The following is a 12,444-nucleotide window of genomic DNA, read 5'->3' as shown; positions in this document are numbered from 1 at the left end:
GGGAACCACGACAACCGCAACTACGAAGGCGACTGGGGCGAGCGGTACCAGGGCGCTGCTGATCGGGCCTAACGACAACTACGCCGAGGAAGCCAACCAGACGCACGCGAAGAACCTCAAGGAGGCTCTTCCTCATCCACGGGATGATGGACGACAACGTCCCGCCGGTGAACGCGCTGGTGGTCGATGCGCTGATGAAGGCAGGGAAGGACCGACCAGATCGTGCTTCCACACGCGCCACGGCTTCGGCCCCCGACGCGCGGCGTACATCATGCGCCGCCGCTGGGACTACTTCGTGACCAACTTGCAGGGGAACATCCCACCCAAGGAATACCAGATCGGGAAGCCGCGGGTGGTGCCGTGATCGTCTCCGCACGCCGTTCCATTGCACTGCTCGTTGCGCTTGCAGCTCCGCTGCAGGGCTACGCCGCCGCTCCCAAACCGCTGCGTTGCTCCGCACCGTTGACTCGATCGTCGCGGTCGCACTCAAGACCTTCCCGACTCCTGGCGTTGCCGTCGCAGTGATCCAGGACGGCAGGGTCGTCGTCGCCAAGGGGTATGGCGTGAAGAAGGTGGGGAGAGGCCGCGCCCGTGTCCCCGGTGACGCGCTTCGGCATCGCCTCGAACACCAAGGTCTTTACCGCGACCGCGCTCGGGATGCTGGGTGGAAGAGGGGAAGCTGGAGGACGGCCCCGGTCATCCGCTATCTCCCCGCAGTTCGCGATGTACGACCCGTTTGTTACGCGCGAGATCACCATCAAGGATCTCCTCGTGCATCGCAGCGGACTCCGACTCGGCGCCGGCGACCTGCTCTGGTGGCCGGCTTCGACCTCCACACGCGGTCCGAGATCATGCGCCGCCTGCGTTACATCAAGCCGGCCACGTCGTTCCGCTCGGCGTACGCCTACGACAACGTCCTCTACCTCGTCGCCGGTGAAGTGATCGAGGCCGTGAGCGGGATGTCGGGGAACAGTTCATCGAAACGCGCATCCTGCAGCGCGTGGGGATGACGCACAGCACGTCGCGACACGGCGACGCCGCCGCCCCGGGTGACGTGGCGCATACGCCCACGCTCCTCGACGGAACGCTCAAGGCCATCGCGCCGATGACGAGCGATACCAACCTGGCCGGCGGGATCAACAGCGGCGCCGAGGACATGGCGAAGTGGGTGTTGACGCTGCTGGATTCGGGGAAGGTGGGCGATGGGAACCGGCTCTACCAGCCGCGGACGGCCCGTCGACTGCAAGAGCCGGTGACGCCGATGCCTAACGGCATGCCGCCCGCCGCGATCGCCCCGCTGGCGAGCGACTTCCGTTTCTACGCGCTTGGGCTCGACGTCAGCACCTTCCGTGGGCGGAAGATCCCATCACACCGGCGGGCTCCCCGGCTACCTGTCATCGGTGGCATGGATTCCGTCGGAGCGCGCGGGCGTCGTCGTGCTCACCAACGACGAATCGGCGACGTTCTCGCCCTCACTTGGACGCTGATGGATCGCGTGCTGCGCACCGCGCAGCCGTTCGACTTCATCGCCGGCTACGATTCGCTGCGGGCCGCCAGCAGGTAGCGCTCATCGACGCCGCTCGTCAGGCACAGGCCTCGCGCGACTCGCTCTCGCGCCCGTCGCTCGCGCTCGCGAAGTACGCCGGCGCCTACGAGGACGCCTGGGTACGGCGATATCGACATCGCGCAGGACAACGGCGGGCTGGCGATTCGGTTCTCGCACTCGCCACAGCTCGTGGGCGACATGATCCCGTGGCAGCACGACACGTTTCTGGTGCGCTGGCGCGATCGCGAACTCAGGGCCGATGCCTACATCACCTTCATGCTCACGCCCGACGGTGCAATCGACCACGCGAAGATGGTCCCGCATCACCTGGGGTGGACTTCTCGTTCGACTTCCAGGACCTGGAGCTGAGGCCGAAGGGGAGGCGGTAGTCACACCGACCTCGACCCAAGGATTGATTCCGTTACCGCACGGACGGCTCTAGCATGAAAGAGAGGAGGGAGACGCTCGTCCTCGTCCCGTACCAACTCGTGCTATGTGGTCCCATCGGAAGCAACCCGCCCGCGCGATCCGCAGGCTTTCGGTCGCGCTCCTCGCCGTCGCGTGTCACCACGATCGCGTGCGGCGTGTCCCAGCAACAGGAAGTGGAGCTTGGTGCCGGCGCCGCGGCTGGGTGAGCGAGCAGTTGCCGCTCGTGAAGGATGCCGCCGTCGTTCGCTACGTCACGTCGCTCGGCAATCAACTCGCCCAGGCGACCGACAGCCGGGGCCTCACCTGGTACTTCACCGTCGTCGACAGCAAGGAGATCAACGCCTTCGCGCTCCCGGGCGGATGGGTCTGCGTCAATCGCGGCCTGATCGAGAAGGCGACCAACATGAGCGAGCTGGCCGGCGTGCTCGCGCACGAGATCGGCCACATCACGCGGCGACACTCCGTGCAGCAGATTGACCTGCGCCCCGAAAACGGGACCAGATGATAGGTTAGGGGCACGAGCCCGGCGAGGCGCCGGAGGAGGCCCACATGAAGCGGAAGCGCTTCACCGAAGAGCAGATCGTCGCGATCCTGAAGGAGGCGGCGGGCAGTGACAACGCCCGCTTGGTGGTGCGCAAGCACGGCATCACCGAGACCACGTTCTACCGCTGGAAGGCGAAGTACAGCGGGATCGGCGTGCCCGAGGTGAAACGGCTCAAGGCCCTCGAGGACGAGAACGCGCGCCTCAAGCGCCTCGTGGCCGAGCTCAGCCTCGACAACGCGATGCTCAAAGACGTGGTGGGACGAAAGTGGTGACGCCGGCACAGCGACGGACCGCCGTCACCTATCTCAAGGCCACGTATCCCGTGAGCACCCGTCGCGCGTGCGAGCTCGTGCACCTGGCGCGCTCGCGCTGGTATCACCAGAGTACCCGGCCCAGTGATGACGCCTTGGCGGACGCGTTGCGCGAGAAGGCCGCCGAGCGACCCCGCTGGGGCTATCGCCGGCTGCACGTGCTCCTCGCCCGCGACGGCTGGCAGGTGAATCACAAGCGCGTGCGCCGTGTTTATCGCAGTACGGGGTTGCAGGTCAGGCGGCGGAAGCGCAAGCAGGTCTCGCTTGCCCGGGTGCCCCGTCCCGTCGCCACCCAGCCGAATGAGGTCTGGGCGATGGACTTCATCAGCGATCAGTGCGCGACCGGTCGCCGCTTTCGCGTGCTCAGCCTGATCGACACGTGCACGCGGAGTGCCTCGCATTGGAAGTCGACACGTCACTGCCCGCCGCGCGCGTGGTGCGCGTCCTCGAGGACGTCACCAGCCTGCGCGGCACGCCACGCGCGATCACGGTGGACAACGGGCCCGAGTTCGTCGCCCGCGCGCTCGATGCGTGGGCGTATGCGCGTCAGGTGCAACTCGCCTTCATCCGCCCCGGGAAGCCCGTCGAGAACGCGTACGTCGAGAGCTTTCACGACAAGATCCGCGCCGAATGCCTGGACCAGCACTGGTTCACGGATCTGCACGATGCCCGCGACATCATCTCCGCATGGCAGGACGACTACAACTCGGTCCGTCCGCATAGCTCCCTGCAGCAATTGACCCCGCACGAATACGCGCGCACCTTCACCCATTCACCCCAGTCCCCGGCCTACACTTCGTAGTGGTCCCGTGAAGGGGCGCAGGTCAGATGCAGCAGGGCCAGGGCGCCAACGTCGGCCTGTCATTGCTCTGTACCCTCACCAACGTCTGCGAGAGCGGTGCCACACAGGCCGCCATCAACATCGGCGGCAGCGCGCTGTTCGCGAGGTTCAGTCGCGGCGACGAGGCGCAGGCCGATGAAGAAGCGGTGGCGACCGTCGTGAAGGCGGGGATATCGCCGTTAGGCATCCCGGAGATGTTTCGCCTCCTGATGGCGGCGCGCCAGTCCAACCCCAGCTCCCTCGACGCGTTCTTCGCCAGCCATCCGCTCGAGGAGAGTCGCGTCGCGGCGACCGAGGCGCAGATCGCCAAGTACCCGGCGAGCGCGCTGCAGCGACTGACGCGGGACACGAACGCGTTCCAGACCTTCCGTCGTCGCCTGTTGTTGCTGCCGCCGTCGCCTGCACCCAGGCGAACTGACCGGCGCCGTGAGACGAAGGGGCGCATCCGTGTGCGGATGCGCCCCGTCGAGACCGGCGAGCTCGTGGTCGCGCTACTTCATGCGCTCGAACCGCACCCCGCGCACGCGACCGTCGGTGATGGTGAAGCCGTTCACCTTCCCCGTACGATCGCGCGTGAACTGGAAGGTCGCGCCGAACGCCGCGGTGAAGACATCGCGAGACGCCGGGGCCAGCGGGGAGTCATCGAGCTTGCGATGGAACATGACCAGCGACGAATCCGCGACGCGCAGGTCGTAGCGCACGTCGAGCTCCTCGCTGTAGAAGGCCCCCGCATACGCCGCCAGCGCCGCACGATCGGGGGTGAACGGCGCCTCACGACGGAAGATGAGCGGACGCGTGGTGTGCGCACCTGCGCCACCCCGGTCACCGTGGTGCCTGACGAGCGCAGGACCCGCGCATTCGCGCTCGCTGCGATGCGCGCCGAGGTGTCGCTCGTGATCACGGGGGCGCCCGTCGCCAAGCGTGGAGGGTGTCGCCCGCCAAGCGTACGCGCGCACGGCCTGGCTCACGGAGTCGCGATACGTCCCCACCCAGCGCTGCTTGATTTCGGCCGAGACGGCCCGCGGGGACCGTGTCGATCAGAGGGCCTGCCGCGGGGCGCTGGCACCAAGCAGGACGTCGAGCACGTTTCGCGTGAGGACGTTCAGCGTGGCGATGGCGGCGTTGCACAGAACGGCGATCGCGATCCCGCGTTCCGGATAACGTTCGACCTGCACGCGATAGCCGGCATCGGCACCACCATGCCCGATGGCCGAGAGCCCGCGATACTTGAAGATGGAGGTCCGTAGCCGTAGCTGGTCGGCGTCCATCGTTGAGCGGAGCTCGTCTGCGCCGCCGCCACCAGGGCACGGCTTCCACCGTCGGCGCGTCGAGGTTACCCATCCACGTGAGCATGTCGCCCGCAGTCGTGAAGAGCGACGTCGCTCCGTACGTGTCGAAGACCGGGATGGAGATCTTCCACCCGCCGCCAGGGACGCGGTTCGTACGCCGAGGTGCGCCCCGTACGATCATCGTGTCGTCGTGGAAGTGCGTGTCGCGCATCCCCAGCGGGGCAAAGATGCGTTCTGGGCAAACTCGCGCAGCGACTTCCGCTCACGCGCTTCACGATCCTGCCAGCAGTGTAGCCGGTGTTGGAGTACGCCCACTCCGCTCCCGGCGCAAAGTTGGTCCCCTTCTGCCGCGAGAGACCATTCGCAGGACGTCCTGCTCGGTGATCAGGTCTCGGAAAGCGCCAGCCGGCGTAGCCCAGCAGCTGCCACTGGTCGCGCAGTCCGCTCGTGTGGTGGATGAGCTGGCGCACGGTGATGCGCTGCCCGTAGTTGGGAATCCCGGACATGCTGGCGCACGTCGTCGTCCAGCGACAGCCGCCCCTCCTCCGGCCAGCAGCGCCACCGAATACGCGGCGAACTCCTGGAGACGGACGCGACGTGAAAGATCGACGATGGGGTGATGGCGATCGCGTGCTGCAGATCGCTCATCCCGTAGCCGCGCGCAAGCTACACCTCGCGTCCGCTCTGCGGAGATGCCCAGCGCGCACCCGGGCGAGTCGGTGCGATCCCAGCGCGAAGACGGCGTCGACTCGCGTGCGGATGCTGTCGGGAGTTGAGCCTGCGCGACCGAGGCGCCGGTGGTGAAGGCAACGATGGGGGCGAAGGCGAGCAGGAGGGGGCGCGTAAGCATCGCGACGGTCGGCAAGAGTGGAAAGGCGAGGAACCAGCGCGCGATCACGTCATGGGGCAGCCGGCAGCCGCAACCGCGCGAGCACCGCAGGAAGGCTCGACGTACAACGTATCGTTCACCGCCACCGCGGTGGTGGTGGAGTCCACGCGGCCACTGGGGTCCTGCGGATTGTAGCGCACCTGTCCAGCGTATCGATCCGAGGATCATCCCGTAGCGATCGGCCTCGGTGAGGCGCAGTCGCTCGGGGATGCGATAGATCACCTTGCGAAGCCACGGCGGCAAGGCGCGGATGCGTGGACCGCGGCGGTACGCGGGGCATACAACGCCACCAGAACAGGCCGTGGCCATCGCAGCCGATGTTGTCCGGGAGCCCTGGGAGCCCCTCGAGAGAAAGGTCTCGCGCGTTCCGGCACGCGGCCCCGTGATCCAGTACCGTATGATGCGCCCCGCCATCGTTTCGGTTGAGCAGGGCCGGGCGCCCGCGGGACCCACCGCGACACCGTTGGCGAAGTCGATCGAGTCGAGGACGACGCGCGTCTCCCACGCGTGGATCGTGGCGCAGGAGTCGGCCGGTGGGGCGACTCTCCCAGAAGTCCATCAGGCCGCCGGTCCGGGTATCCCAGCGTTGCGACGCGTCGGAGAACCAGAGGACGCCGTCGGGCGCCACGTCGAGCGCATCGGGAAGTGAAGCTTGGTGTCGCCGAGCGCGACCAGCGTGCGCAGCTCACCGTTGGGGCGCACCGCAACGATGCCCTTGGCGGGCGTCGGCGATGACCAGGTCGCCGGCCGCGTCGAAGCGCAGCCTCAAGCGGGCGCCCGTGGTGATCGCGATCTGCGCACCTCGCCGGTGGTCGATCGATGCGGACCCGGCTCCGCCAATGAGCCCCGTGTAGAGCGCCCCCATCGGCGCCGACCGTCGGTCCTCGGGGCCGGCGCTCGCGGCAGCGATGCTGTCGGCGTCGGCGAGCAGCGAATTGGGAGTAAAGGGACCGGTCAGTCCCGCGTTAGGCGTGGTTATCCACGGCGCCGGGTCGATCGGGACCGGCTTGAAGGCGAGGTAGCCGGCTACGACCAACGCCAATAGTGCGACGACTTCGTGGACCGATCGCACGCGAGGCAGGAAAGGGCGAGATGCCGGAGGGGGCGTGGGCGGGGCCGCTTAGACCGAGCGACGCTCACGCACCATCCACCAGTAGACTGGTTGCCCTGGTGAGCGCCAGCGTGCTCCCGATAAGCGTCTCCATCGGTCGAGCGTTGATCCCACTCGCGAGCAGCGCCGCCATCACCACGATATCCAGCGATGGGGGTCACGGGATAGCCGGGCTTCGGTGGCAGGCCCGGCCGAGGGACCCGCGGGCGCAGGCGGAAGATCGCCGCCACCATCAGGATGTTCATGGCCTGGAACGTGGGACGACGAAGAAGTTCACCAGTCGCGAGAAGGAGCCAAAGAAGAGGAGTGCGGCGATCGACGTGACGGCGGCGAAGAGGATGGCGCTGTTGCGTCCGGCGGTGCGCGGGGGCGATACGTCGCAGGAGCGAGAAGAAGGTGCGCAACACCCCGCGCGCCTCGCCCACGTGCGCGTCGGCCATCAGAGGAGAAGAGGCGCGGCAGGGTCATCACGAGTCCGCCCAGCGCGGCAAAGATCGAGATCATCATCAGGACGTCGAGGAACGTCCTACCGCGCGGCCCGGTACGCCGACGTCGCTACCACTGGAGGCCACCGTCGTCGGCGAGGTGCGCATCGCCTCGAGCGGGACGACGCGGAGGTAGGCGACGTTCACCACCAGGTGCAGGGATGCGGGAGCGAGCCGATGCCGATCGCCATTCCTGGTGGAAGATCACGCCCCGGGCGCCGGATCTCTCGCCGGCGACGTGCGCGAGACGTCGATCCAGCTGTCGTACGTGAAGAGCACCGCCGCCACGCCTAGCTCCCGCGCGAACCGGACGAAGGCCATGAAGGCCGTCGCTGGCGCTCTCGCCAGGCACCAGCGCAGCAAGCGGCCGACGCTGGCGCCGCCAGCAACAGCGCCCCGCTGATGAGCGCCACGATCCCGCCAATCTTGAGCGCGGTCACCAGTCACCCGCACGCGCCCACCCCACGTCACCCCGGCCAGGTTGATTGCCGCAAAGAAGGCGATGGCGCTGGACGTGCCCCACCACACCGGCGCGATCGCCAACGTTTACAACCACGCGTTGCATGAACTCGCTGAAGACGATCGCGATCCTCGCCACCGCTCCCGGCCCGCTCACCCACAGCTCGAGCCACACCCAGGAGGAATCCCCAGAGCGGGCCGAACCTCCTTGAGGACGTGGTACGTCGCCCTGCGTGCGGGGAGCATGCGGCACATCTCGGCCAGCGTGAGGGCACCACAGAGCGTAATGACACCGCACAGCGCCCAAATGAAGTGCACCTGGCCATTGATGCTGCGCTATCATGGCGAGCTCTCCCGGGTGAAGAAGACCCCGAGCCGAGCATGTTGCCTGCGACGAGCGCGACAACGGCCGCGAGCCCCGAGTCAGTCGTTTGAGCGACACCCGTTCCGCGGAAGTGGTCGGCGGAGTCTCGCTCACGCCATGGGTGTCGAGGGCACGGCACGTACCGCGTGCACCAGACGCGTCACCTGCTCCCAGCACCACGCGGTCGCGATGCGGTCGCCCACTGGGCAGCGACGTCCCTACGATCGCCCCATCGCAGAGCGGGGCCAGCGTCGCCGCATTCTCGGGGGTGAGCCCGCTCCCGATGAGCACGGGAAGCGATGGCGGGCGCGCGGCACGCAGGTCGTCGGGATCGGGGCTCGATCCCCGTCTCCCCGCCGGGGATGATCACCGCGTCGGCCCTCGCGGCCTCGGCCTCCGCGCGCCGAAAGCGTCAGCGGCTTCTGGTCCGCTGATGGGCGTCGTGTACTTCACCCGCAGGTCGGTGAACAGTTGCACCTGCTCGGCCTTGATGGCCCGTCGATAGGCGAGGATCGCCTCGGCCGCGGTCCCGAAGGGGCCGAGCTTGGTCATCACCCGGTCGATGAAGAAGTCGATAGCGGATGAAGCGCGCCCCGGTCATCGCGGCGATGGCTGGCAGAGGCGCGCTTTCGGGTCGTTGAGCAGGACTTCCACGCCGATGGGGATCCGCGCGCGCGCCACCACCTCCCGCGTCACCCGCGTCATCGCCGCATGGATTCTTAGCCCCAAACCCAGTCGTGTGCGGCTGGTCGAAGTCGTTCTCCACCAGCGCGCCATCGACGCCCCCGCCCTGGCCGTTCGAGGTCGGCCAGTGCCGCGTCGACAATGGCGTCGATGCTGGTGAAGGCTGGGCAGCCCGGCATCGGGGGAGGGGGCGATCATCCCGATGATGGGGGCGCGGCCCGGGAAAGAGCGTGCGGAAGCGACTTACGGCCTAACGCACATCGGCGACGGCTCCCAGGTGACGGATCACGCGCGCGGCCTGCTTCGCGCCGGCGCGCATCGCCGCAGGAACGTCGCGATCGCGCGCAGGGGCAACGGTGAACGCCGCCCGGTAGGCGTCGCCACACCCTGCAAATTGTCGACGCACTCATCGGGCGGGACCAGCTCGGCGGGCGGGACATGGCGTGCTCCTTTCACGAGCGCGCTGCTCCTGGCCCCGCCGTGCGCGGACGATGACGCTACGAGTCCTGCGGGACCGGGGCAAGAGTCGCCTCGACCATCGCCTCGTCGCCACTGATGAAGAGGAGTTCGAACGCATCGAGGAGCGTGCATCGGAGCCCCTGCAGCGCGTCGCCCAGGTCCGCGCTGTCGAGCAGGTCGGCGACGCGGATCGCCGAGACGTCGCGCGCGACGATGATGGGTCTGACCAGGGGCATCAGGTTGCTTAAAGACCGGGATCGCAATCACGTCGACATCGCGCAGCAGCGCCCACTCACGCTCGCCCAGGCGGAAGTCGGCGAGCACGTCGGGCGCGTACCCGCCCGGGGAAGTGGCGCTCACCACCAGCGGCAAGCTGAATGTCCTGGGACGCCGTGGCGCCGGGGCGCTGGCGCATCCATGTCACCGCTCGACGTCGGCCGGGTAGCGAGGGCCCGCTGGCAACTACTGACGCTGCCGCGTCGGCCCCGGTGCAGCGCTGACGCTCGCCACGGACTCGGCGCCAGCGTGCCGGGCATGCACCGCGAAGTTGAGCGAGATGCCGCCCACGCGCGACCGCGCTTTGAGGTCGAGGTAATCGATCGATGGTGCACTTCCGCCCACGGCGGCGATGCGCATGAAAGACGTCGGACTACTTCGGCGCCGCTCGTTCGTCATCCACCACTGCTTCGGCATCGCACGTTGCCGTGGCCAGATCTCGTTGAGACTGTCACCCCCGTACACCCGTCCGTTCTTCATCACGTAGCGAATCGTGTTGGTGTTGGCGATGTCATCCAGTGGATTGCCGTCGAGCACCAGAATGTCGGCCAGCTTGCCCGCTTCTACCGACCCCAGGTCCCGCGCCAAACCAATGGACTCGGCGCCATAAATCGTTCCCACGCGCAACGCGTCCATCGGCTTCATGCCGCCTTTGGCAATCGTCCAGAGTTCCCAGTGCACGCCAAGACCTTGCAGTTGTCCGTGGCCGCCCAGCCCGACACGGCCACCCGCCTCGACCACCTTCTTCGCCTGCTCGGCGAACAGCGTGAACGAATATTCGCTGTCGCGAAACCACTGTGGCCGACGCAGTCCACGACGCTCGAGTTCCGAAAACGGCGTGAAACGCGTGAGCTTGGCATCACTCAAAATGTCGTAGTGCTCGTACCACCAGTTCTCGGCCCAGGGCCCGCCGTACTGCACGAGCAGCGTCGGCGTCCAGGTGGTCCCCTCTGGGCGAAGAGCTGAATCGCATCCTTGTACATCGGCGCGATGGGCAGCGTATGCTCGATGCCTGCATATCCGTCCATCGCCTCGGTCATGTTCTTCTTGAAGTCCAGTCCACCCTCGAGCGTGGGCGTGATCTTCTGCTCCTTTGCCGCCATCGCGATCCACTGCCGCTGACGCCGGTCGCCCGCTTGGTACTGCTTGATGGTTTCCGTGAGATAGAACTCGGAATACCGTTTCATGACGTCCTTGGCGTCATCCGCGCTGGAGACATTGTCTTGCGCAAAGATGCCGGGGCCGGTGGCGTAGATGCGTGGGCCGATGATCTGGCCCACATCCACGGCATCTCCGTACGAAATGACATCCGCTTGCGACGTCTGCGGATCGCGCGTGGTGGTGACGCCGTACGCCAGATTTGCCGTGTACATGTACGGCTGCGGCGAATGCACGCCCCACTGCGGCCACATGTGCGCGTGGACGTCCACCAAGCCGGGCATGATGGTTTTTCCGGCGACATCGATGATGCGTGCGCCGCTTGGCACGGTGACACTGCCCTGTGCGCCCACACCCACAATGCGATTGCCTGTCACGACCACATCACCACGCGCGATGATCTCGTCGCCCTTCATGGTGATGATGCGCGCACCGCGCAGCACGACACTGCCGCTTGGACGATCCTTTGCGGCGGTGATGGCCACATCAACGCGCGATGCTTCATAGATGGGCTTCGCCGTCGCGGCTGTAGCACCACCACTCGTCGTGCCGCCTGGCGCGGCGCCTGCAGCACCACCCGCTCCGCCCGCTCGCGCCGGCGGCGCCTTCAGCGCCGAGTCGGCGGCGAGTGAGTCGGCGCGTGGCCCATCGTACTGGAAGAACGACCGTCCCAGCGAATAGAACACGGTACGTGAGTCGGCCGTCCAGCCGACAAAATCTCCACCGATGCGCACAGCGGCGAGGAATGGGAGCGCCACCCGTGGGCGCCTGCACAGACAGCGTGGCGTGGCACCGCCGGTCATGGGCAATGGCACCACGAACAGCATGTTGTCCACCTGCGCCAATACACGTTGGCCATCGGGAGACACATGCAAATCGCTCGCCTGACGAGGCTGCGCGTTCGGGCCCGCGCCCGGTGCCTGATACCCGGTGACCTTGAGATGTGCTTTGCGATCGGTGCCATCCCAGCGGAACGAGACCAGCCCATCGCCACCTTCGTACAACCAGATGCGGGTGGTATCACTCGTGAAGTGCGGTCGGCCGGCATCACTGAGTGTGCTCACGAAGTTTGCTGCACCACCCGTGGCCGGAATCCACACCAGGTCGGTGATGACCAGTGCCGGATTGATTTCGTCGTTCAGAATCGCGCGCTGCGTGCGGGGCGCGATTGGCCACAATACGCGAACCGGTCGGCGAATACATGATGTTGTCGTAAAACGCCGACTGCGTGGTGAGCTTCGGACGGCTGCCCGCCGTCAGCGGGTACGCGCCAAATGTCACCCCGTCCTCCGTCCAGGAGACATACGCGATGTACTTTGCCATCGGGCGACCACACCGGTGCGTGTTCGCCGTCGGTGGATGTTGTCACACGCCTGGGTGTGCCCGCCGGAAGGTCCATCGTCCACAGGCGATCGAGCGCGGAGAACACAAGACGTTTGCCATCAGGTGACGGCCGTGCGCCGCGAATCTGACGCACGGTGAGCACGCTGTCGTTCACGGGGTACGTGAAGCGCACCAGCTCACCGATCATCTGATCCACGTCGGCGGTGAACGGAATCGGTGTCTCTTTGCCTGTCGCGATGTCGAGCGACCAGATCT

The 12,444-nt window shown here is 66.9% G+C and carries 14 protein-coding genes and 1 pseudogene; 6 read left to right on the top strand and 9 right to left on the bottom strand.

The genetic code is table 11. The annotated features are described in order from the left end of the window. Nucleotides 1-591: 591 nt before the first annotated feature. The 6 genes and pseudogenes from IPN47_13055 (at nt 592) to IPN47_13030 (ending at nt 4,918) form a co-directional block, all read left to right on the top strand. Nucleotides 592-942: a serine hydrolase gene (locus IPN47_13055; protein ID MBK9408944.1), complete on the top strand. Its 351-nt coding sequence runs from the start codon at nt 592-594 to the stop codon at nt 940-942. Nucleotides 943-1,006: 64 nt separating this feature from the next. Next, nucleotides 1,007-1,564, top strand: a complete 558-nt coding sequence (locus IPN47_13050; GenBank protein MBK9408943.1) for a hypothetical protein — start codon at nt 1,007-1,009, stop codon at nt 1,562-1,564. Between the two features lie 111 nt (nt 1,565-1,675). Then, nucleotides 1,676-1,915, top strand: a complete 240-nt coding sequence (locus IPN47_13045; protein MBK9408942.1) for a DUF3471 domain-containing protein — start codon at nt 1,676-1,678, stop codon at nt 1,913-1,915. A gap of 262 nt (nt 1,916-2,177) precedes the next feature. After that, nucleotides 2,178-2,480 carry a M48 family metalloprotease gene (locus IPN47_13040; protein ID MBK9408941.1) on the top strand — a complete coding sequence of 101 codons (303 nt, stop codon included), beginning with the start codon at nt 2,178-2,180 and terminating at the stop codon, nt 2,478-2,480. 44 nt (nt 2,481-2,524) lie between these two features. Next, nucleotides 2,525-3,632 (top strand): annotated as a pseudogene (locus IPN47_13035) (IS3 family transposase). A 26-nt stretch (nt 3,633-3,658) separates the two neighbouring features. After that, entirely contained in the window at nt 3,659-4,918 is a 1,260-nt protein-coding gene (locus IPN47_13030) for a M48 family metalloprotease (protein ID MBK9408940.1), read from the top strand. Between the two features lie 86 nt (nt 4,919-5,004). Here the strand turns inward: IPN47_13030 and IPN47_13025 are convergent, their stop codons facing one another. The 9 genes from IPN47_13025 to IPN47_12985 all read right to left on the bottom strand — a co-directional run. Beyond that, a complete protein-coding gene (locus IPN47_13025; GenBank protein ID MBK9408939.1) occupies nt 5,005-5,466 on the bottom strand; it encodes a serine hydrolase in 462 nt (153 codons plus the stop codon). 459 nt (nt 5,467-5,925) lie between these two features. Further along, nucleotides 5,926-6,477 carry a hypothetical protein gene (locus tag IPN47_13020; GenBank protein ID MBK9408938.1) on the bottom strand — a complete coding sequence of 184 codons (552 nt, stop codon included), beginning with the start codon at nt 6,475-6,477 and terminating at the stop codon, nt 5,926-5,928. A 57-nt stretch (nt 6,478-6,534) separates the two neighbouring features. Next, nucleotides 6,535-6,921 carry a hypothetical protein gene (locus tag IPN47_13015; GenBank protein MBK9408937.1) on the bottom strand — a complete coding sequence of 129 codons (387 nt, stop codon included), beginning with the start codon at nt 6,919-6,921 and terminating at the stop codon, nt 6,535-6,537. Between the two features lie 960 nt (nt 6,922-7,881). Continuing rightward, nucleotides 7,882-8,589, bottom strand: coding sequence for a hypothetical protein (locus tag IPN47_13010; protein ID MBK9408936.1), 708 nt, complete (start codon nt 8,587-8,589; stop codon nt 7,882-7,884). Nucleotides 8,590-8,634: 45 nt separating this feature from the next. After that, a complete protein-coding gene (locus IPN47_13005) occupies nt 8,635-8,820 on the bottom strand; it encodes a hypothetical protein (GenBank protein MBK9408935.1) in 186 nt (61 codons plus the stop codon). A 629-nt stretch (nt 8,821-9,449) separates the two neighbouring features. Beyond that, the gene (locus tag IPN47_13000) at nt 9,450-9,647 is read right to left on the bottom strand and encodes a hypothetical protein (GenBank protein MBK9408934.1); all 198 of its coding nucleotides are present in this window, start codon (nt 9,645-9,647) and stop codon (nt 9,450-9,452) included. A gap of 226 nt (nt 9,648-9,873) precedes the next feature. Then, the gene (locus IPN47_12995; GenBank protein ID MBK9408933.1) at nt 9,874-10,608 is read right to left on the bottom strand and encodes an amidohydrolase family protein; all 735 of its coding nucleotides are present in this window, start codon (nt 10,606-10,608) and stop codon (nt 9,874-9,876) included. Continuing rightward, on the bottom strand, nt 10,551-12,023 hold the full coding sequence (locus tag IPN47_12990) for a hypothetical protein (GenBank protein MBK9408932.1): 1,473 nt from the start codon (nt 12,021-12,023) through the stop codon (nt 10,551-10,553). Before IPN47_12990 ends, IPN47_12995 begins: the two co-directional genes overlap by 58 nt. After that, the coding region (locus IPN47_12985; GenBank protein MBK9408931.1) for a PD40 domain-containing protein at nt 11,984-12,444 on the bottom strand (461 nt) is incomplete at its 5' end. The genes IPN47_12990 and IPN47_12985, both read right to left, overlap by 40 nt.

It is taken from the genome of Gemmatimonadota bacterium, from assembly GCA_016719105.1.
Taxonomy (GTDB): Bacteria; Gemmatimonadota; Gemmatimonadetes; order Gemmatimonadales; family Gemmatimonadaceae; genus SCN-70-22.
The sequence above is the reverse complement of the archived record's forward strand: the minus strand, read 5'-3'. Positions and strand labels throughout refer to the sequence as shown.

What these genes read in the sequence shown, in the direction of transcription:
- IPN47_13050 (MBK9408943.1), top strand. Translation starts at nt 1,007, where the DNA reads ATGACGCACAGCACGTCGCGACACGGCGACGCCGCCGCCCCGGGTGAC.
- IPN47_13030 (MBK9408940.1), top strand. Translation starts at nt 3,659, where the DNA reads ATGCAGCAGGGCCAGGGCGCCAACGTCGGCCTGTCATTGCTCTGTACC.
- IPN47_13025 (MBK9408939.1), bottom strand. Translation starts at nt 5,466, where the DNA reads ATGTCCGGGATTCCCAACTACGGGCAGCGCATCACCGTGCGCCAGCTC.
- IPN47_13005 (MBK9408935.1), bottom strand. Translation starts at nt 8,820, where the DNA reads ATGACCAAGCTCGGCCCCTTCGGGACCGCGGCCGAGGCGATCCTCGCC.
- IPN47_13000 (MBK9408934.1), bottom strand. Translation starts at nt 9,647, where the DNA reads ATGCCCCTGGTCAGACCCATCATCGTCGCGCGCGACGTCTCGGCGATC.